General features: G+C 51.3%; 21 protein-coding genes and 1 tRNA gene. 16 read left to right on the top strand and 6 right to left on the bottom strand.

All coding sequences use genetic code 11. The annotated features are described in order from the left end of the window. Window positions 1-70: 70 nt before the first annotated feature. A complete protein-coding gene (hmgA, locus tag AB1N33_RS08795) occupies window positions 71-1375 on the bottom strand; it encodes a homogentisate 1,2-dioxygenase (protein ID WP_411271176.1) in 1305 nt (434 codons plus the stop codon). Window positions 1376-1508: 133 nt separating this feature from the next. Between hmgA and AB1N33_RS08790 the strand changes: the two genes are divergently transcribed. From AB1N33_RS08790 to AB1N33_RS08765, 6 genes are all read left to right on the top strand, one after another. Continuing rightward, on the top strand, window positions 1509-1964 hold the full coding sequence (locus tag AB1N33_RS08790) for a MarR family winged helix-turn-helix transcriptional regulator (RefSeq protein ID WP_411271175.1): 456 nt from the start codon (window positions 1509-1511) through the stop codon (window positions 1962-1964). Window positions 1965-2057: 93 nt separating this feature from the next. Then, on the top strand, window positions 2058-3149 hold the full coding sequence (locus AB1N33_RS08785) for a patatin-like phospholipase domain-containing protein (RefSeq protein ID WP_411271174.1): 1092 nt from the start codon (window positions 2058-2060) through the stop codon (window positions 3147-3149). Between the two features lie 125 nt (window positions 3150-3274). Further along, a tRNA-Val gene (locus tag AB1N33_RS08780) sits at window positions 3275-3351 on the top strand. A 145-nt stretch (window positions 3352-3496) separates the two neighbouring features. Continuing rightward, window positions 3497-4804, top strand: coding sequence for a diguanylate cyclase (locus tag AB1N33_RS08775; RefSeq protein WP_411271173.1), 1308 nt, complete (start codon window positions 3497-3499; stop codon window positions 4802-4804). 119 nt (window positions 4805-4923) lie between these two features. Continuing rightward, entirely contained in the window at window positions 4924-5589 is a 666-nt protein-coding gene (locus tag AB1N33_RS08770; RefSeq protein ID WP_411271172.1) for a TetR family transcriptional regulator C-terminal domain-containing protein, read from the top strand. Between the two features lie 28 nt (window positions 5590-5617). Next, on the top strand, window positions 5618-5869 hold the full coding sequence (locus AB1N33_RS08765; RefSeq protein WP_411271171.1) for a DUF3862 domain-containing protein: 252 nt from the start codon (window positions 5618-5620) through the stop codon (window positions 5867-5869). A 47-nt stretch (window positions 5870-5916) separates the two neighbouring features. Here the strand turns inward: AB1N33_RS08765 and AB1N33_RS08760 are convergent, their stop codons facing one another. Beyond that, window positions 5917-7245: an NCS2 family permease gene (locus AB1N33_RS08760; protein ID WP_411271170.1), complete on the bottom strand. Its 1329-nt coding sequence runs from the start codon at window positions 7243-7245 to the stop codon at window positions 5917-5919. A 210-nt stretch (window positions 7246-7455) separates the two neighbouring features. Between AB1N33_RS08760 and AB1N33_RS08755 the strand changes: the two genes are divergently transcribed. Then, entirely contained in the window at window positions 7456-8460 is a 1005-nt protein-coding gene (locus AB1N33_RS08755) for an adenosine deaminase (RefSeq protein ID WP_411271169.1), read from the top strand. A gap of 16 nt (window positions 8461-8476) precedes the next feature. Here AB1N33_RS08755 and AB1N33_RS08750 read toward each other — a convergent pair whose 3' ends face one another. Beyond that, window positions 8477-8845 (bottom strand): Hpt domain-containing protein, encoded by a 369-nt coding sequence (locus tag AB1N33_RS08750; protein ID WP_411271168.1) that lies wholly within the window; start codon window positions 8843-8845, stop codon window positions 8477-8479. Between the two features lie 175 nt (window positions 8846-9020). Here AB1N33_RS08750 and AB1N33_RS08745 point away from each other — a divergent pair, with 175 nt between their 5' ends. Beyond that, a complete protein-coding gene (locus AB1N33_RS08745; protein ID WP_411271167.1) occupies window positions 9021-9965 on the top strand; it encodes a diguanylate cyclase in 945 nt (314 codons plus the stop codon). Window positions 9966-10067: 102 nt separating this feature from the next. Continuing rightward, a complete protein-coding gene (locus AB1N33_RS08740; protein WP_411271166.1) occupies window positions 10068-12125 on the top strand; it encodes an ATP-binding protein in 2058 nt (685 codons plus the stop codon). A gap of 6 nt (window positions 12126-12131) precedes the next feature. On the opposite strand, the gene AB1N33_RS08735 is transcribed toward AB1N33_RS08740, so the two are convergent. From AB1N33_RS08735 to AB1N33_RS08725, 3 genes are read right to left on the bottom strand one after another with little or no spacing between them, the layout of a single operon-like run. Continuing rightward, window positions 12132-13163 carry a DUF3080 family protein gene (locus AB1N33_RS08735; protein ID WP_411271165.1) on the bottom strand — a complete coding sequence of 344 codons (1032 nt, stop codon included), beginning with the start codon at window positions 13161-13163 and terminating at the stop codon, window positions 12132-12134. Further along, entirely contained in the window at window positions 13144-13893 is a 750-nt protein-coding gene (locus AB1N33_RS08730; RefSeq protein ID WP_411271164.1) for a pteridine reductase, read from the bottom strand. Before AB1N33_RS08730 ends, AB1N33_RS08735 begins: the two co-directional genes overlap by 20 nt. Window positions 13894-13905: 12 nt before the next feature. Then, complete coding sequence (locus AB1N33_RS08725; protein ID WP_411271163.1) at window positions 13906-14847, bottom strand: fructosamine kinase family protein; 942 nt, start codon at window positions 14845-14847, stop codon at window positions 13906-13908. A gap of 194 nt (window positions 14848-15041) precedes the next feature. Here AB1N33_RS08725 and thrS point away from each other — a divergent pair, with 194 nt between their 5' ends. The 7 genes from thrS to AB1N33_RS08690 all read left to right on the top strand — a co-directional run bounded on the left by thrS (window position 15042) and on the right by AB1N33_RS08690 (window position 20450). Next, window positions 15042-16958: a threonine--tRNA ligase gene (gene thrS / locus AB1N33_RS08720; RefSeq protein WP_411271162.1), complete on the top strand. Its 1917-nt coding sequence runs from the start codon at window positions 15042-15044 to the stop codon at window positions 16956-16958. Between the two features lie 110 nt (window positions 16959-17068). Then, on the top strand, window positions 17069-17608 hold the full coding sequence (infC, locus tag AB1N33_RS08715; RefSeq protein ID WP_411271298.1) for a translation initiation factor IF-3: 540 nt from the start codon (window positions 17069-17071) through the stop codon (window positions 17606-17608). A 116-nt stretch (window positions 17609-17724) separates the two neighbouring features. Continuing rightward, window positions 17725-17922, top strand: coding sequence for a 50S ribosomal protein L35 (rpmI, locus tag AB1N33_RS08710; protein WP_411271161.1), 198 nt, complete (start codon window positions 17725-17727; stop codon window positions 17920-17922). A gap of 20 nt (window positions 17923-17942) precedes the next feature. After that, window positions 17943-18299, top strand: a complete 357-nt coding sequence (gene rplT, locus AB1N33_RS08705; RefSeq protein WP_411271160.1) for a 50S ribosomal protein L20 — start codon at window positions 17943-17945, stop codon at window positions 18297-18299. Window positions 18300-18625: 326 nt separating this feature from the next. Beyond that, complete coding sequence (locus AB1N33_RS08700; RefSeq protein WP_411271159.1) at window positions 18626-19081, top strand: hypothetical protein; 456 nt, start codon at window positions 18626-18628, stop codon at window positions 19079-19081. Between the two features lie 137 nt (window positions 19082-19218). Further along, a complete protein-coding gene (locus tag AB1N33_RS08695) occupies window positions 19219-19815 on the top strand; it encodes a hypothetical protein (protein ID WP_411271158.1) in 597 nt (198 codons plus the stop codon). Between the two features lie 146 nt (window positions 19816-19961). After that, window positions 19962-20450: a hypothetical protein gene (locus tag AB1N33_RS08690; protein WP_411271157.1), complete on the top strand. Its 489-nt coding sequence runs from the start codon at window positions 19962-19964 to the stop codon at window positions 20448-20450. Window positions 20451-20979 lie beyond the last annotated feature (529 nt).

Here is a 20979-nt window from a genome sequence, read left to right as displayed (position 1 = left end):
TTGTTGTCAGGCGGGCGCTGAAAGTGTTCACTTTTCGCTACACTTGTCAATGCCCGCCCGTCAGGACCGGTTACTTTTTACCGGTAAAGTGTTTTTTCAGCCCTTTCCAGCAATCCAGGTAATCACGCTGACGCAATGGCGTGTCGAGCGCGTACTGCGTGGGCGCGATGACGTAACGGGACTCAAACATAAAGGCCAGTGTGTTCTCGTACTTTTGCGGTGCAAGTTCAACGGTGGAGGCTTTTTCAAACACCTCCGCTTCCGGACCATGTGGTGTCATGCAGTTGTGCAGGCTCATTCCGCCCGGCACGAAGCCTTTTTCCTTGGCATCATAAACACCTTCAATCAGCCCCATGAACTCGCTCATGATATTGCGGTGATACCAGGGTGGACGGAAGGTGTTTTCTGCCACCATCCAGCGCGGCGGAAAGATAACAAAATCAACGTTGGCAACGCCTGCCGAGTCGGACGGCGAGGTCAGTACGGTAAAGATAGACGGATCCGGGTGGTCGAAGCTGACTGAATTAATAACGTTAAAGCGGGACAGATCATATTTGTACGGCGCCGAGTTCCCAGTCCAGGCAACCACATCCAGCACAGAGTGATCCAGTGGCGCTTCGTACAGCTCGCCACAGAATTTATTGACCAGCACAAAATCGCCCTCAACGTCTTCATATGCCGCTACCGGATACTGAAAATCGCGATCGTTGGCATAGCCGTTGGCACCCACCGGGCCACGCTCAGGCAACTCCAGCGGAGCGCCGTAGTTTTCGCAAATGTAGCCCCGCACAGGCCCGTCTACCGGTGTGACAGAAAATTTAACGCCACGGGGGATCACCATAATTTCGCCCGGCTTCACCGCCAGGTGACCAAATTCGGTTTTGGCAAGCAGTTCACCCTGTTGCGGTACCAGCAGCCATTCACCGTCAGACGAACAAAAGAAGCGGTTGCCCATATCGCGGTTGGCACGATAAACGTGAATGCCAATACCGCATTGGGTGGCAGCATCGCCGTTCGCGGCTATGGTCACCAGACCGTCGATGAAGTCGGTGCTTTCGGTTGGAATGTCGAGGGGATCCCAGCGCATCACATTGGGCGGACACGGGGTATTTTTCAGCGGCGCCGTTTTTAATAGCGGGTGGGCCAGTGGCGTGTAGTCGCCCATCGTAATCGACGGACGAATACGGTAGGTCCAGCTGCGGCGGTTTTTATGTCGTGGCGCGGTAAAGGCCGTGCTGCTGAACTGCTCGCAATACAGATCATACGGGCATCGCTGCGGGCTGAACTGGCCTTTTGGCAGTGCGCCAGGCAGCGCTTCGGTTTCATGTTCGTTATCAAAGCCTGTCAGGTATGACAGCGATGCGGTATCACTCATATCCTTTACCTTACCTGTGCAATTAGTTTCATTTGAAACTATAATGCCGAAACCCTGCACGGTATAGTGTTATGTGAAAAGCACGCTACATCCTGCTGTCAATGAATCTTTACCCCACGCTTAAAGGAGTGATATGACTGCACGCACTACGCTGAAACTGGAAGAATTTGTGCCGTACCGTACGGTCAGACTGGCAGGTAAAATGAGTCAGGCGGTATCGTCGGTATACCGCGAACGCTTCGACCTCAGTATTCCCCAATGGCGCATTCTTGCCACGCTTGCCGATCAGCCGGACCTCAGTGCCCAGCAGATAGCTCAGTGCACTGGCATGGACAAAGTAAAAGTGTCGCGTGCCGTGCAGTCACTGCTTCATCGCGACCTTATTGCGCGCAAACAGACCAGTGAAGATAAGCGGGCATACCGTATTGCGTTAACCGGGGAAGGGCAGTTGCTGTACCAGCGCATCATGCCACTCGCCCAGGCGTGGCAGGACCGGTTGCTGGCCGTGCTGGATGATGCTGAAAAGCAGGCGTTGCTGTCTGCAATGGATAAACTGGAGCAGGTGCTGGACTCAACGCCCATGCCATAACCTGTACCAATGGACGGATATCAGCAGAAGTCATTGTAATCGGGGGACGGACTGGTACATTACCTGACAGTGAACGGAAAGTGAGGACGTGCTTTGGCACCGCTAGACATATACGCTGGCCCCGGCGCCATGAGCGTAATTAAAAAAGAGGGATTTCTTCCCCGCCATTTCAAATATTTTCTGGGTGCCTCAGGCGGACCTAAGTGGTTTGTACTGGCCGGGCTTGATCGCGTGCTGTTCCCTGAGTGGCTGAGGCAGCGCGGTACGCCACTGCACATTATTGGTTCGTCTGCGGGCGCGTTCAGGGCGGCCTGCGCGGTACAGCGCGATCCGCTGGCTGCAATTAACCGGCTGGCCGATCACTATTCGCACACCGAGTATTCTGACAAACCGACCGCGCGGGAAATCACCGGTAAGGCGAGGGCACTCATCCGCCATATGCTGGGTGAGCAGGGCAAACTCGACCTGATCACCAATGAGCTTTTTAAAGCGCACTTTATTGTGGCACGCTGCCATGGACCGGTGAAAAGCGATAACAGTCTGTCTCAGCTAACCGGACTGGCAATGAGCGCGGCGGCAAACTCGCTGGGTCGTCGGCACTTGCGACGTTTCTACACCCGCTGCGTGTTTTCAGCGCCGCACGCGAAAATTAGCATTGACGATCCGTACAATATTCCTACTGAGTATTATGAACTGGGCCACAACAGTATCTCCACGTCGCTGCTGGCGTCAGGCTCTATTCCTATGGTGTTACAAAGTGTCCGGCATATTATTGGGGCGCCGGAGACGACCTACCGCGACGGTGGTATTGTGGATTACCACTTTGACGTGAAATTTGGACCAGAGCCGGGGCTTGTGCTGTATCCGCATTTTTACCCGTTTGCGATACCGGGCTGGTTCGACAAACACCTGAAAAATCGCCTGCCGCATTATGAGAATTACTACAACACCGTGATGCTGGTGCCATCCTCAGAGTTTGTTGCCAATTTGCCGTATGGCAAAATTCCTGATCGTAAAGATTTTGAAACCATGGATGCGCCAACCCGGATAAAATACTGGCAGGCGGTATTAAGTGAATCCGACAGGCTGGGCGATTACTTCATGTCGATGGCTCAGCAGCCGTCATTTATTGAACATATTAAGCCGTTGCCGTTTGCCTTGCACAAGCCTGCATCGGTGGCCTGACTCTCCGAACACGATGAAATTGGTTAACAGACAAGCAAACAAATCGTGATGATGAAAAATCTGCTTGCACCACAGAGACGGCGTCGCTATTATACGCGCCGTCTGAACGACAACTCATGTTGTTTGCGTCTATAGCTCAGTTGGTTAGAGCGCTACCTTGACATGGTAGAGGTCCCCTGTTCGAGTCAGGGTAGACGCACCATCTTATTTCATCCCGACTCATTCTTTTTCAACCACGTTTTTCACGTTCTTTTTAACAAGATTTGTTCGCGAAAGTGGCCGTGATCGACTACGTTTTATTCTTTACACATTAAAAAATAATAACGCAGAACGAGTTACCACTTTTCATGGACGACCTACGTTCAGATACGCTGTCTCATGACGTGTATCACGCCTCTTTTTACCATTGTGCCGTGGGTATGGCACACGTGGCCCTAGACGGGCGCTTTATTCGCGTCAATAGCAGCCTTTGCCATTTTTTAGGTTATCCGGCTGAGCTACTCAGTACCTTTACCTTCCAGCAACTCACCGCCGATGCCCACGTTCATAAAGATGTCGCCTTCGCAAAAGAACTGATAGCGGGTAAACGCGACAGCTACAGCATGGAAAAGCAGTACATGCACTCAAGCGGCCGGCTGGTATGGGGAAAGTTAACCGTGTCACTGGTGCGCGACTTGTCCGGGCAGCCCCGGTATTTTATTTCAGTGGTTGAGGACATTGATGAAAAGAAGCGCTGTGAGTCAAAGCTGCATGATACCGAAACCCTGTTTCAGCAAATTGTGTCTTCGTTTTCGGTCCGCACGTTCGTCTGGGTTGCCGACCCGGAGCTCAGAAAAATGATCTACATGAACGACGGTTACCGCCTTATCTGGGGCGGTAGCCGGACGGAACTGCTTAATTATCCGCTGAAATTTCTGAATTACATCCACGAAGAGGATAAAAGTCGGGTCAGTGAGATCTATCGGAGCAAAGAGCGGGTCCAGTGGGATTTGGAATACCGTATTTTAAATGATGCGGGTGTCATGCGTTATATTCACGATCGAGGCATGACGGTATACAGCGACAACGGTAAACCGCTGTACGTGGTGGGCACGGCAGATGATGTGACCGATGACAAGTGCATGTATTACGCGCTGCTTAATGCCAACAAGAAACTCGAACTGATGTCGCGCACGGACGGTCTGACCGGGATCCTTAACCGACGCGAAATGCTGTATCAGGTAGACCAGGAAATTAAGCGTCTGCGCAGAGACAATCTCCAGTCCACCTTATTGTTTATCGATCTCAACGAATTTAAGGCCATCAATGATGATTACGGTCATCGCACCGGCGATGATGCGTTGCGACGCTTTTGTCAGGTTATAGGTGCGCTGCTGCGCGAGTCAGATTGCTTCGGTCGATACGGTGGCGATGAATTTCTGGTGTTACTGCATGACGCGGGTGACACCGCCGCGAAGCTGTTTGAAGAGCGTCTGCTTAATGCCGGTGTCAGCGTGACAGGTGGCGACAATGTTGACGTACCGGTGAAGTTTTCGGTGGGGCAGAGTGTGTGGACGCCCGCTATTCAAAGTGCACAGCAGTGGGTTGAGCTGGCTGACTCGTCGATGTACCGGCAAAAACGCCAGTTGCGCCATCAAAATCATATGCAGCAGTAAGCTGGCCTTCCTTATGGTAAGTGTCAAAGCGGATAACACTTGCCAGTTTGCCCTGCTATGGCACACTATGCCGACATTACAGAATAAGCAGTCAGTCGTCACTGACGGTAATCACAGCAATGAGCAGCAAAAGCGATAACGACGCGCGTATCGGTGCGCGAAACCGACGTAAAATCCTCGAAGCCGCAGAACAGGCGTTTGCCCGATTTGGTTTTAAAGGGGCTTCAGTACAGCAGATTGCCGACATGGCAGGGATCCCAAAAACCAACCTGCTGTATTATTTTAAATCCAAACAGGCACTGTACAGTGCGGTGTTCGACAATATTCTTAATTTATGGACGTCTCAGTTTGAACAGGCCACACCGCAGGATGATCCGGCTGACGTGCTTAGCCGCTATATTGCCGAGAAGATGACGTTATCACGCACACAGCCAACCGCATCGCGGTTATTTGCCATGGAAATTTTAAGTGGGGCACCTAATCTGTCCCGTTACTTTAATGACGAGCATGTGGCATGGATGAAAGGGCGGACGTCGCTGATCCAGAGCTGGATTGATGCTGGCAAAATGACGCCGGTTAACCCTGAGTTCCTGCTTTATCAGATTTGGGCCAGTACGGAACATTACGCCAACTTCGCTGCGCAGATTTCGCTGCTGCATGGTGGCAAAATGCGCAAAGCCGATTACGATGAGGCAACCTACCAGTTAATTCAGAGCATTCTGGCTGGTTGTGGTCTTAGCGTACCGGATTCGGTGAAAGCGACCTATTGTGCTATACAGTCATAATCGATAACAAACAATAAAGGTGATAACTATGCGTAAAATCCTTATTGGCGCAGCCGTACTGTTACTGGCAGGCTGCTCAAAACTAAATATAGAAAATTACGAAAAGCTGGAAGCGGGCATGAGCCAGGCGGAAGTTGAAGCCATTATTGGCAGCGCGGACAATTGCAGTAAAACGCTTGGCACGCTGGCGTGTATCTGGGGCGACGAAAAAGCCACACACATCAAAATTGGTTTTATCGGCGATAAAGCTGTCACGTTTTCTTACGAAGGGCTTGAGTGATCAGGCGCTGACCGGCGCCGATCTCATCGGCGCCTTTCATTGTTAACTTATTTCAGATCGAACACATAGCGCAGCAAAAAGACGGCAGCCAGGATATAGGTCAGCAGACTGACTTCACGATGGCGGCCGGTGCCCAGCATGATCCCCGTGTAAGTGATAAAACCCAGCGCAATGCCTTCACTGATGCTGAATGTCAGCGGCATGGCGATAAGTGCAACCGATGCCGTGGCCAGCGCGCCAATATCATCAAAATCCAGTTGCCGGATACTCTCCATCATCAGAATGCCGACGACCAGCAACGCCGGTGTGGTTGCCATCAGTGGGATCACTTTCATCAGCGGCGTGAAAAACAACGCAAGCAAAAAACAACCGGCAACGGTAATCGCGGTCAGCCCGGTACGGCCGCCGCTTGACACACCGGCTGCAGATTCAACATAACTGGTCACCGGCGAGGTTCCCAGTACCGCACCGGCCACACTGGCAGCAGCATCGGCGGTCATGGCACTGCCCATTTTCGGTAGCTTGCCTGCTGGTGTCAGCAGATTGGCACGGCGTGACACGCCAATCAGGGTGCCGATGGTGTCAAACATGTTAACGAACATCAGGGCAAACACCAGATCCCAGGTTTGTGAAAAGTGGGTGAGCGGGTAGAAGATATCCATTGCCATGAAGGTTGGGCTGATAGATTCCGGCAGACCGACAATGGCGTCGGGCACCGGCGTCAGTGGGCCTGAGTCGGTGGGAATGACCAGGCCAATCAGGGTCAGTGCCAGGATAGACAGCAGAATTGCGCCGGGAACACGCTGAATGTAGAGGATCAGGGTCAGCAGCACTCCGAACAGGGCAAGCAGGATAGCAGGCTCTGACAGGTCGCCCAGGCTCACAAAGGTGGCGGGATTGTCCACCACCAGTCCGGCATTTTTCAGCCCGATAAACGCAATAAACAGGCCGATACCACACTGCACACCAATTTTCAGGGCGCGTGGGATGGCTTCGGCAATATGCCGGCGGATCCCGGTTAATGTCAGCAGCAGAAACAGCACACCGTTCCAGAAGACAATACCCAGTGCACCCTGCCACGGGACGTCGCGGGCCAGACAGATGGTAAAAGCAAAAAAGGCATTCAGCCCCATGCCGGGCGCCAGCGCGATAGGGTAGTTAGTAAAGGCGGCCATCAGCAGGGTACCAATACAGGCCGACAGTGCCGTCACCGTAATAAGTCCCGCTACCGGCATGCCGCTCAGGCCCAGAATTTCAGGGTTTACAATCAGAATGTACGACATGGCAGCGAAGGTCGTCAGGCCTGCCATGACCTCTTTTTTCACAGAGGTCTGATGCGCCTCTAGTTTAAACACACGTTCCAGTAAGCTGAGCATAGCGGGTTCTCGGGATGATTTATTTTTGATTTTATGTCATGTTGATAACACACGCGCTGACCCGTCTGGTTGTTGCTGCAAGCGACTGTTTTTTCACCGTGCAGTCTGTTTTGTCAGCGAGTCGTTGCGGTAACCAGGTCTGGATTTAACCACGTAGCGCGATATCCATCAATGAGACGCATTAAATGTCTGCAGCACAGGAGCCGATGCATGGCCGTATCCGAACTGATAAAAGTCTTACCCAAAGCGGAACTACACCTTCATATTGAAGGCACCCTGACCCCGTCACGTATGTGGTCGCTGGCACAAAAGCATGGCCTGATGCTGCCGTATGAGAGTGTTGAGGAGATTGCCCGCGCGTATCAGTTTGAGGACCTTCAGAGCTTTCTTAACCTGTATTACCAGGGCGCAGAGGTACTTCGGGACGAACAGGACTTTTATCTTTTGATGATGGATTATCTGAACGATTGCCATGCGCAGCATATTGTCCACACGGAAATTATGTTCGACCCGCAAACCCACACGCATCGGGGCATCGGCTTTGATGTCTTTATGTCTGGTTTTCTGCGCGCACTGAATGAGGCAGAAGAAAAGTGGGGGATGACCTGGCGGCTGATCATGTGTTTTCTTCGCGATCACAGCGAAGAGGATGCGATAAATACGCTGGAGCAGGCGCGTCCCTGGTATCAGCACATCACCGCAGTTGGACTGGACAGTGCCGAAGTGGGTAACCCACCGGAAAAGTTTGAGCGGGTGTTTGGCATTGCCAAAGCATTAGGATTCCGGCGCGTCGCCCACGCGGGAGAGGAAGGACCTGCTGAGTATATCTGGCAGGCATTACGGCTGCTGGACGTCGATCGTATTGACCATGGCGTGCAGTCTGAGCAGGATCCCGAGCTGCTGGCGCACCTGGCTAAAACCCAAGTGCCACTGACCGTGTGCCCGCTGAGCAACCTTAAACTGTGCGTGATTGATGATATGGCGGCGCACAATATTCTGTCGCTGCTGGACAAAGGTTTGCTGGTTACCGTTAATTCGGATGATCCCAGCTACTTTGGCGGTAACCTGACCGAAAATTTTGTGGCGCTGGACGCCGCCTTAGGATTAACCCGCGACCAGCTGACACGGCTGGTGAAAAACGGGTTTACCGGCAGCTTCTTAAGTGATGCACAGAAACAGCATTACCTGAGTATGGTTGACGCAGCAAGCCGATAACGGCTGGGATGCCGCGTCAGGGCGTATTGATATGCTGTGTGAGGGCGCTGGTAGCGCCTTCCATTGCCGCAGCCAGTGCCGATTCACATGCCTGGGCCTCCTGTGGCGCGTTGACACGGGCCAGACCCTCAATTTTAGCGGCAACCCGGGCAAGCTGTGTGAGGGCAAGATCACCTGCGCTGCCTTTTAGCTTGTGGCTGTGTTGGCGAATCGCCTCGGCGTCACAGGCCGCGAGTGCGCTATGCAACTCAGCCATCAGCCCGGGCGCCTGGTTAAGAAACAGGTTGGCCAGTGTGGTAACAAGTGCCTCACTACCACCAATGCGCTGAAGCAGGGCGGCTTTGTCCCAGACAGCGTCATTATTGCTTAAGTTGTTTGCGTTCAATCAGCGATTCCTTGCATGTAACAGTAACGAAATCATAGTGACACTGAGCTCATATGTGATACGTTAGCTTAATCAAAAGTCTACTTCCCGTACAGTGACGGTCGCGATAATCTGTAACGGCTGTGTATTTTTTGGATCTGGGATGCAGACGATATAAGCAAGCGCTACCGAAATTATGATAAAGCTAGACGTAAAACCATTGGCCGAGTGCCTGGTCCTCATTGTTGACGATGATCCGGTCAGTCAGGCGCTATTAAGCACCCTGTTATCAGACATGGTGCAGTGCGCTGTGGTGACCAGTGGCGAGGAGGCGCTGGCGTATTGCCGGGCGCATCTGCCAGATCTTATTCTGATGGACATGAACCTGCCGGGCAAGAGCGGCATCACGGTGTGTCAGGAACTCAAAGCCGAGGAACGACTGGAAGACGTCCCCGTGCTGTTTGTCACCTCTTCGATTGACCCGGAAACCGAAGACCATTGCTGGGAGGCGGGCGCGTCAGATTTCTTGTTAAAACCGGTCACCGCCTCGACGCTGCAACATCGTGTCAATCACCACCTGCAAAGTAAATTGCGTATGGAACTACTGGAAAGTATGACTATTCGCGATCAGCTGACCGGGCTGCATAATCGCATTTATCTGGCATCCGAAGTGCCACAGCTGGTCGGCGGCCTGGCGCGATACAACGCGTTTCTGGCTGCAATTGTTATCGATATCGATTTTTTCAAGCATTACAACGATACCAAGGGACACCTGGAAGGCGACAAATGTCTGCGCAAGGTGGCCGAAACCCTGCAAACCTGTACCCATAGGACCAGCGATTTGTGTATCCGGTTTGGCGGTGAAGAGTTTGTTATTCTGCTGCCTGAGACGGACGAAAAAGGCGCTATTAAGGTGGCCGAACTAATGGTAACGACCATTCGCGAGCTGGGTCTTGCGCATGAAGGCGTGTTAAACGATCGGGTCACTATCAGTGCGGGTGTGGCCGTGTGTCATGCCAAGGCCTGCGAAAAAGGCGACATCAGCATGTTGCTCCGGCAAGCTGATGACGCCCTGTATCTGGCAAAAGAGAAAGGCCGCGACCGCGTTCAGGCTGCCAGCGCCATGAGTGATGTTGCCTGACTTACACTTTCGTCTACTTTAACCTTTTGTCTAATTTTCAAATTACCTGTAGCGGCTAAGCTTTAATCACGTTAATTTACGAGTACGCTCTGCCGGACGCTTATGCTTTTCCTTCGCGAGTTTCATGCAATTACCACTTCACACACGCAGTGTGCCGGCGGACAGTTTTCTGCGTTACTGGCGCTTGGGTGCCGGGAACTGGGGCTGTCGTCCGGTATGCTGGTGCGTTTTGACCAGCAGCGTGCGCTGCTGCAGGGCCAGTGTGGTGATAATGTACCTGTTGCGGTGCTGTCCGGAATGTCGGAACAAAAGGTTGCCGGCTGGAAAGCCCGGCTGAGTGAGCACACCGGGCAGGCTGTCAGCAACGCAAAAGGAAACCCCGACTGTGATGTATTTGCGGCTTTTAGCACCTGTCCGGTTATTATCTGCCTGCCGGTATACCACAACAGTGAGCTGACCGGCGCGATGTTGTTTTTCGGTAACCGTGTGCTGGCATGCGACGACAGCGCGGTAGTGACCAACGAAAACCTGCAACTGCTGGCTGAATGGTTTGGTGTGGCGATGGTCAGAGAACAGCAGTTTCTGCGTTTGAAAAAGCAGGAATCGTTGCTGTCACAGCTGGAAACGGCTGCCAACATTGGCACCTGGGAGTACGATATTCCTTCCGGCAGTATCACCTGGTCGTCGCAGACGAAAAAAATTCACCAGGTGGATGAAGCGTTTGATCCGGCTATTCATCAGGCTATCGAATTTTATAAAGAGGGGAAATCGCGCGAGCGCATCAGCCTTGTTGTACAACGTGCGATAGAGTCTGGCCAGTCATGGGAAGAAGAACTTCAACTGGTGACTGCGCAGGGCGAATGTCGCTGGATTAAAACCCACGGCACCGCTGAGATACAGGATGGCCAGTGTGTTCGCTTATTTGGCACGATCCAGGATGTGAATGACGAGGTGAGTGCACGGCGCGAAGCGATTCGCCAGCGCAAAATTGCCGAGCAGGCGCTGGAAGACAGAAGCCGTCTGTTGGGGAAAATCAGTCACGAATTGCGCACCCCGTTAAATGGTGTAATGGGCATGCTGCAGTCACTGGAAGATGAGTCACGCCCCGAGGAACGACAGAAGAAGCTGTCACTGGCGTTACGAAGCTCTGATTTACTGCAGCGTCTGATTAACGAAGTGCTTGATTACACCAAAGTGGCCAGCGACAGTTTTTCACTGAATAAAACCCGGTTTGAACCCGACAGACTGTTTGACGACCTGGTAAGCCAGTTCGCGCCACTGGCGCAAGAAAAGGGCCTGTCACTGCATACCGATATTCGCGTTGACACCCGCCAGCCGCTTTATTCTGATGCCACGCGTTTGCAACAGGTTGTAGCAAACCTGCTGACCAATGCGATTAAGTTTACCGATCAGGGAAGCATTACCCTGGTGGCACTGCTGAAAACCTTTCGCGATAAAACCAACCTGCTCATCACGGTATCTGATACCGGGACCGGCATGACCGAGCAGACACTGTCTTCGTTGTTCGAACCCTTTATTCAGGGTGACAAGCGCGTTGATGCCCATAAACTGGGTACCGGCCTGGGCATGGCCATTGTGAAGGAGATTGTCGATCGGCTGGACGGTGAAATTGAAGTGTCATCCCGGCCGGGCGAAGGCAGTTGTTTCGATATTGTGGTGCCGCTGGATACGTCAGAGCAGATGCAGGATAACGAACCGGTTTCCACTGACATTGATGATCCTGCTGCCGCGCGGAGCTTGTCCGTACTGGTAGTCGATGACAACGAGGTGAACCGCTACGTGGTGCTGGCAATGCTTGAACAGCTTAATCTGTCTGCCGATGTCGCCGTCAACGGGGTTGAGGCACTTAAGGCCGCGCAGGCAAAACTGTATGATTTAATATTGATGGATGTCGTGATGCCGGAGCTGGATGGCATTGAGGCCTCACGTCAGCTGGTGGTGCAGGGGCTGGTGCACGCCGGTACCGTGATTGCTGCACTGACCGCGAACACGTCGGATGCTGATCGTCTTGCTGCAGAGCGGGCAGGCATGCACTTCTTCCTTGCCAAGCCGCTGGTGAAACCGGAAATGATTCGGGTGATCAATGCGGCGGTGCGCGGCAGACAACTGCTGCATTACGACCGCCCGGATATCGCCTGAGCGTTGTTACGACGCCGACGGCGCCTGCGGCGACAAATTACACCGGCCTAAAAAAGCCTGCCACAAGGCCACATGCTCCCGCATCGCCGACTGGTAGGCATTAAAGCCGTCTGTGGCATAGCGGGTCAGATAGTCTCTGAATACCGGCGATAACGCCGGCGTTGTCTGCCAGCGGGAGAATACCCCGTCAAGCTGATAGTGATAGTCGTTAAGTACACTGCCAACCGGCTGGATCTGCCGGATAAAAAACAAATAGAACACGTTTCGTAAAATTTTTGCCTGTTCAGGCGCGCGTCCCTCCGGACAGGCAATGTTATCCAGCGCCGCCGACAGCGCTGGGGTGAGTGTTGTCAGCGCGTTGGTCAGGTATTGCTGTGTCAGCCAGAGCTTGGCCGGCAGGCGGGCTGATGCACTTTGCTGTAGGGCTTCCTCCAGCTCGGCAGACGTGACTTCACCAGGCTGATGGCGTTTGTCGAGGTAATGAAGGGCGACCACCGCGGCGCCCGCGTCGCGGTTTTCTTCCTGTTTTAACAGGCCGTTTGGCAGCGCAAATGCGTAGTGCAAGGCTTCACTGCGCTGAATAAGCGTGGCCCAGACCCGCTCATACTGGGTGAGTTTTTGTTGCTGAATGTCGGCCAGGCGTGCAGACAGTGCAGGGTTGCTACTGTTGAGTGTGTGAATGCAGTCATCAGCCGCGCGGATAAATGCCGCTTCGTAAACCAGCCGCTGAGACGGCTGCTGCACTTTGCCGGTGGAGGTGTTGCGCTCGGCAATCAGAGTATACAGGGCGCAGTCTTTAAGCGCATAAAAATCACGTAAATTAACACTGACAGGCGCGATCGCAACCTGCAGGGCCTGAGCGTCAGGGTAGGCCAGCGAGCCGGTTTCTGGCAGGTCGGGTAAGGGCACATCCAGTACCCGGCTTAGCCGGTCACGGTATTCTTCTGTGGCGTCGCGCAGCGGATCGCCGCCACTACAGCCGGTCAGACTGCCAGCAATGAGCAGGCCGCCGATAATGCTACGCCACGGTATTTGCATTAACACTTCTGCCACCGTCCACATAAATGATCTGACCGGTTATGTAGGGTGCATTGATTAGGAACCCCAGCGTGGAGGCGATATCGTCGGGCGTACCCAGACGTCGCAGCGGGATGGTATTGAGCATGGCCTGCTGCTCGTCGTCGGACAGGGTGCGCTCAGGCCACAGAATAGCACCCGGACCAATACCGTTGACCCGGATATCAGGGGCCAAATCCACCGCCAGCGCTTGGGTCATGGTGGCCAGGGCCGACTTCGCCATACAGTAAACCGAATGCGAGGGGAGCGGGCGGTCGATATGCATATCGACAATGTTCACAATGTTGCCGCCGCGTTCGCGCAGAGCGGGTACCAACGCCTGGCTAAGAAACAATGGCCCTTTGGCGTTGCTGCCCACCAGCGCATCCCAGTCAGACAGGCTAATGTCGCCGACCGGCGTGGGGTAAAACGCCGAGGCGTTATTCACCAGCACATCAAGCCTGCCACACACCGACATTGCCTGGTTCGCCACATCGGCAACGGCGTTGTCGTCACACAGGTTGCCCTGGATCACACTGGCAGAGTGCGGGCGTATGGTATTAAGCGCATCAGCAAGCTGCTGTGCATCGTCCACTGACTGATTGCAGTGAATGATAACGCGATAACCGTTGGCATGAAGGTGGCGGACAATGGTAGCGCCAATGCGCTTCGCCGCGCCGGTAACCAGTGCTACCGGAGAAGACTCTGACATAGTGACCTCAATCTACTTTTTTATTTCAGCGATAAGCGACGCCGCCTGCGTCAGGTAGCTACCGCCAAATAATACTGCGTGATTGAGTATATGATACAACTGATAAACCGGTTTACGCATCCGGTAATCGGGCGCCACCGGGCGAAGTGACGAATAGCCTTCGTAAAACGCGGGTGAAAAGCCGCCGAACAGGTCGGTCATAGCCAGATCCGTTTCGGCATCGCCGATATATACGGCCGGGTCAAAAATAACCGGCCCTCTGCTGGTTACCCCGGCATTACCCGACCACAGATCGCCGTGCAGCAGCGAAGGCGCGGGATGATGGCCGGCCAGACGCTGCTTTACGGCATCCACAACAGTCTGAGGATCATCCATGCTGTAGCCGGCATCATGCAGCCGGTGCAGCATAGCTTCAATCCGCTGGTGGGCGAAAAAAGACGCCCAGTCATGAGATTGCGCATTGATTTGTGGGGTGGCTCCGATGTAGTTGTCACGGTGCCAGCCGTAGGTATCGTAACCGGTGGCGTTGTGCAGTGTGGCGATCATTTTACCGAGGGCAAAATCAGCGTCGCTGGTTTGTGCGGTAAACCGAAGGTGGCTGAGCACCAGATACTCGTGCGCGACGCCGTCAACGGAGATATCGCCGGCGGTGATCACCTCGGGTACCGTGACGCCGTCGACAGCGGCCAGCGCGCGCAGCCCGTCGGCTTCAGCCTCCAGCGGGCGCTCGCCATTGAGTGGATGAATTTTGACAAAAAAACGACGGCGCTCGTCACGTATCACGAAGCTTTGATGCGTGTCGCCACCCGCGGCGGCAGTACGATGCTGGACGATAAACGGCGTATCCAGCGCGGTAGAGATCCGTTCGCTGATAAAGTGCCACATGGCGCGTGTCATCGTGGTTGCTGATTTTTCATGAGTATGGTTAATGATTGTGGGTTTTGCCTGTTTCATGAACATTAAATTATGCCGTGCCTTATTTCCTGCCGCCAGCGTTGCATGTGACTGACAAGCCGTTATAATCGCAAACATCCAGGGCACTGGTATTGCCCTGACTTTCGTAACACCCTTGCGGTGTTTTTTTATTTTTCACGCTAAAAAACGAACAAGTGGCGCAGAGTAGGCGTCACCACTGTAAAGGAAAGAACATGCCTGTAATTACTCTTCCTGACGGAAGCCAGCGCGCTTTCGATAATGCCGTTTCTGTAATGGATGTTGCCAATGACATCGGCCCGGGCCTGGCGAAAGCCACCATTGCCGGAAAGGTAAATGGTGAACTGGTTGACGCGGTTGATCTGATTGAGCAAGACGCCCAGCTACAAATTATCACTGCCCGCGATGACGAAGGTCTGGAAATTATCCGTCACAGCTGCGCACACCTGTTGGGCCATGCGATAAAGCAATTATGGCCAAACACCAAAATGGCCATTGGTCCGGTTATCGATAACGGCTTTTATTACGACGTTGATATGGACCACAGTCTCAGCCAGGAAGACTTACAGAAGCTGGAAAAGCGCATGCTGGAGCTGGCAAAAACCGACTACGACGTGATTAAGAAGAAAGTCAGCTGGCAGGAAGCCCGTGATGCGTTTGAAGCGCGTGGTGAAACCTACAAAATGGAAATTCTTGACGAGAATATCGACAAGAGCGACCGTCCAGGTCTGTATCACCACGAAGAATACGTGGACATGTGCCGTGGTCCGCACGTGCCGAATATGAAATTCTGCCATCATTTCAAACTGATGAAAGTGGCGGGCGCGTACTGGCGTGGCGACAGCGACAATAAAATGCTGCAGCGTATTTATGGTACCGCCTGGGCTGACAAGAAGCAGCTCAAAGCGTACCTGCAGCGTCTGGAAGAAGCAGAAAAGCGTGACCACCGTAAAATTGGTAAGGCGCTGGATCTGTTCCACTGGCAGGAAGAAGCGCCGGGTATGGTGTTCTGGCATAACGATGGCTGGAGCATTTACACCGAGCTGGAAAAGTTTGTTCGTCAGATGCTGCGTAAATACGAGTACGACGAAGTGAAAGGTCCGCTGATGATGGACCGTGTGCTGTGGGAAAAATCCGGCCACTGGGACAAATACGCCGAAAACATGTTCACGACCGAATCTGAAAAGCGTGAATATGCCATTAAGCCGATGAACTGCCCGGGTCACGTGCAGATTTTCAATCAGGGGCTGAAGTCGTACCGCGACCTGCCGCTGCGGATGGCCGAGTTTGGCTGCTGTCACCGTAATGAGCCGTCAGGTGCGCTGCATGGTCTGATGCGTGTTCGCGGGTTTACCCAGGACGATGCGCATATCTTCTGTACCGAAGAGCAGATCATGGAAGAGGTGTGTAAGTGTATTGATATGATTTACGACGCTTACAAAACCTTTGGCTTTGAAAAAATTGCGGTGAAATTGTCTACCCGCCCTGAAAAGCGCGTTGGCAGTGATGAAATTTGGGATAAAGCCGAAAAAGCCCTGGCCGATGCACTGGACAGCAAAGGCATTGAATTCCAGTATCTGCCGGGTGAGGGCGCGTTCTACGGCCCGAAAATTGAGTTTACCCTGTACGATTGTCTTGATCGTGCATGGCAGTGCGGCACCGTGCAGGCGGACTTCTCTATGCCTGGCCGCCTTGGCTCAAGCTATGTGGCCGAAGATGGCGAGCGCCGCGTACCGGTCATGATTCACCGTGCGGTACTAGGGTCGCTGGAGCGCTTCATCGGTATTCTGACCGAAGAATATGCCGGTTTCTTCCCGTTATGGCTGGCACCACAGCAGGTGGTGGTGATGAATATTACCGACAATCAGGCTGACTATGCCCGTTCTTGTGTAGAAAAACTCAATGAATTAGGCTTTAGAGCGAAGTCTGACTTGAGAAATGAGAAGATAGGCTTTAAAATCCGCGAGCACACACTTAAGCGTGTTCCGTATATGCTTGTTGTTGGTGATAAAGAAATGGAAGCTGGCGAGGTGGCTGTACGTTCACGTCGCGGCGATGATCTGGGCAAAATGCACCTGGATGACTTTATCGCGATGGCTGGCCAGGAAGTGGCCGACAAAGTCATTAAGTAACAACGGCACTTTCTGTGTGGCAACATAATGGTTGCCACCAACGGGGCCTGCACCTGACGTGATGACAGGGTGGTGCAGGCAAACGACAAGAATTTTTGGAGGAATAGCACATTAAAGGCGCTAACAAACAGGCTCAGGGCGACAAAGCCCGCATTAACGATGAAATTAAGGCCAGAGAAGTTCGATTAATTGGTAAAGACGGCGAACAGGTCGGTATCGTAACGTTGGACGAAGCGATGTCGGCAGCCGAAGACGCCAATCTGGATTTAGTAGAAATTAGTCCAAATGCCGAGCCGCCAGTCTGTAAAGTTATGGACTATGGCAAATTCCTCTTTGAAAAAAGTAAAGCTCAGAAAGAGCAGAAGAAAAAGCAGAAGCAAATTCAGGTCAAGGAGGTTAAATTCCGCCCTGGCACTGATGAAGGCGATTACCAGGTCAAACTGCGCAACCTGCGTCGCTTTCTGGAAGGGGGTGATAAAGCCAAAGTCACGATTCGTTTTCGCGGACGTGAAATGGCACACCAGGAAATTGGTATCGATCTGCTGAATCGCATTAAAGGTGATTTGGAAGACGTTGCCAGCTGCGAGTCTTTCCCTAAACGGGTAGAGGGTCGTCAGATGATCATGGTGCTGGCCCCAAGCAAGAAGTAGTAGCGGTCTAAAGTATTCAGGAATCTGCACCCTGAATCACCCTGCTGCAAACATTAACCGACCAAAGGAACTGCACATCCGAAGGGTCGATATTTAAACAATGCGGAGTTTTAGCAATGCCTAAAATGAAATCTGTAAGCGGTGCCGCCAAGCGTTTTAAGAAAACTGGTTCTGGCCGCTTTAAAAGCAAACAGTCTCACTTGCGTCACATTCTGACCAAGAAGAGTTCTAAGCGTAAACGCCATCTGCGTGGCAAGAAACTGGTGCATGATTCTGATACCAAACTGGTTCAGCGCATGCTGCCATACGTATAAGACTTGAAGGAGACTGAATAATGGCTAGAGTAAAACGCGGCACAATTGCACGTGCTCGTCACAAAAAAGTCCTCAAGCAGGCAAAAGGTTACTACGGTGCACGTTCACGTGTTTATCGCGTAGCAGTACAGGCTGTAACTAAAGCTGGTCAATATGCTTACCGTGACCGTCGTCAGCGCAAGCGTCAATTCCGTCAACTGTGGATTGCACGTATCAACGCTGCGGCACGTCAAAATGGTATGTCATACAGCCGTTTCATCAACGGTCTGAAGAAAGCGTCTGTTGAAATCGATCGTAAGATCCTTTCTGACATCGCAGTACATGACAAAGCAGCATTCAGCGCACTAGTCGAAGCGGCTAAAGGCGCATTAGCTTAATTATTAACTAATTAAGTTTAAGTTCTTTCGGGAAACGGCGAACCAGGATGGTTCGCCGTTTTTCGTTGTGGGGAAAAAATATAGAAATAGCGAAAAAACGCCCCGCTTATCTCATCTCTGCGTACATAAAAACGACATTTTCACCTAACAGGCGTTTTGGTGTTTTTAATTCTACTGCAAAGTGCACAGCAGTAGATTTTCTCTTTCGTTTGATTGCCTTGTCGCGTAATCTGAACTTAATACAAAAGTTAAATACACCAAATTGGTGTGGTGTATCACACCGTTTTGGGATCTATTAAGATGTTAGTTGCCAAAAGGAATTTGCAATGTCCGATGATAACGTAAGAATGCTGCACAATCAGTTGGTAACATCGCAGCATAAATATATTTACTTTCTATTAGCTGTCGCAGCTTCAGCAATTGCATTTAGCACGCAGGTAACGAAGGAAATGGAGTTAGAATATTCTCTTATTCCTCTTGGTATTGCTGTACTTTGTTGGGCTCTTAGTTTCTTTTGCGGCTGCAGGACAGTCCAGTATGACAATTCTAACACTGTCGCGAATATCGACCTCCTCAAAGTAGAGCGAGGTGAGCATGAAGAGATTGGAAATAACCCTGCCTATATTTCTGCTGCGTCTCAAGGTATTAGGCAAGCGTATGCTTCAAACCAAGCTGCTCAAAATCGGCATTCAAAGTGGCAGTTCAGATTTTTAGTAATGGGTGGCATCCTGTTTATTATCTGGCACATATTAAATATGTGGTTAAGGACAACTGGCAACTAACAAGCGCATTAACACTCGCTGCGCTCGCCAGGGACAAAAACACGTGGGCTCCCCGGCGCTTCGCTTGATATTGTAGCCCACGTGTTTTTGCCCGTTATGCGGGTGTTAGGCGCCAGGTCAATTTACAAGGACGTGTTATGGATACAACGATAATTGCCGGAATATTAGGTGTTATTGGAACACTTTTGGGAACATTGCTCGGATACATACTTAGTAACTCAAATGCTAAGTTAAAAGCCTATATCGATAATAGGTTGGTCATTTATTATCTGAGAAACTCGTTCTGCGTTTATGTTCCAGTTACAGTAATAAACGAAGGTTCTAAATCAGGAACGTTATCGGATTTCAAATTGAAGCTTCATAGTAATAACCAGATTTGGGAACTTAAGTGGCTCTGCTATTCTGAAGATCATACTTTAAAAGGTAAAAGCTGGGATGATATTAGAAGAGCTTCTCCTATGCTGGTCCATGGCAATTCAGGCATTCAGTGCCCGATAAAATTCGTAGAAGTGCCTTATGACTCTTCCCAAGAACTTTCTAACATCATTGTATCTGCTGGTAAGTCATCGATAAGCTTCGAGTATTACGACAGAGATTCAAGAAAATTAGACTCACAAACGTATACTTTTGAATTGCCAACGCACTTTTGTGAAGAATTGCTTAAAAGGCGAGAAGACTATGAATGTAATGAAACAATGATCATTACTCTTAATAGAGATGCTGTAAGCGCCTAACAAACCACTCAAGGCTCTCGCTTCGCTCGCTGGGACGCTAACACATGGGCTGCGTCACTTCGTTCCTAATTTTAGCCCATGCGTTATCGCCCCTTAGTGGGAAGTTAAGTGCCGTTCAAGCTAATTAATTTGAGTCGTAATTAAAAATGAAGAAACTGACAATAGGTGGGCCAAAGCTGTTGGGTATTCTGGTTTCTTTGTTGATTCTTGTATATGTAAACTCTGACATTTTAGGCCTAACCACTCAAATAAGCGAAAAAGAGTTTTACGAAGACCTATTTGAAAATAGCGAAAAGTACCAATTAGTAATTGCGCTCTCTGTCAACTTCAAAGGTTGGAGGGATGTCCAAAGCCAAAATGCTAAATCGAGCTTAATTAACTGCTTAAAAAGTGAGCCGCGTACGCCATCAAATCTTGGCCTGAACGATAGTGATAAGTTTGTATATTTATCTCTTGTATCCGATGACTACAAATACGACCTAGCGTTCAAATGGTTAGTTGAGAGTAAAAAAGCATTTATTTCAGGAGTTGAAAGACGAACTAATTTAAGTAATGGTGAAACTCATAGTTTATGGAAGCTGCGTGCAAAAGGCGGGAGTTGCTTTGATGAGGTACTCAATCGAATAACGTTTTAAATCTTTAAGTCAAAACATATCAATAACATACAAAATGAAAAGTCTATTGCAGCGAGCACTTAACAAAACGCTATTGTCACTCACTTCGTTCGTTGGGACGCATACACGGGGCCGCTTCGCGATTATAGCCCCGTGCCTGCGCCCCAAAGCTTAGCGTTGGTATGACTCCCTTTGTCAATAATAACCGAGTGTTTCCCTGACATTATTTCGGTCCATAATCAGTTCTTTCAATGCCCAGTTAAAATGAGCTTACGCACCGGATGAGGCAGTAATGTCGTCGGTTGTCATGCTGGTATCCGTGGATTATTCACCTTTCAGTGAACAGTGCCTACCTTACTCATTCCGCCGTGGTCACCTTCTCATCAGTCTATGTTCGTGGATCAATAACCGTTAAGTTACTGCCATCATAATGTAAACCTCCCCTAAACTAGTGACATACCTTTTTAGAGTTCTTCGGCGTACACTGAGCCAAGAAGGAGAACTCCTGATGAAAAAGTCCCGATACACAGAAACACAGATCGTTAAGATC

It is taken from the genome of Alteromonas nitratireducens (genome assembly GCF_040812025.1).
Lineage (GTDB): Bacteria > Pseudomonadota > Gammaproteobacteria > Enterobacterales > Alteromonadaceae > Alteromonas > Alteromonas nitratireducens.
This window is presented reverse-complemented; position numbering and strand designations above follow the sequence as displayed.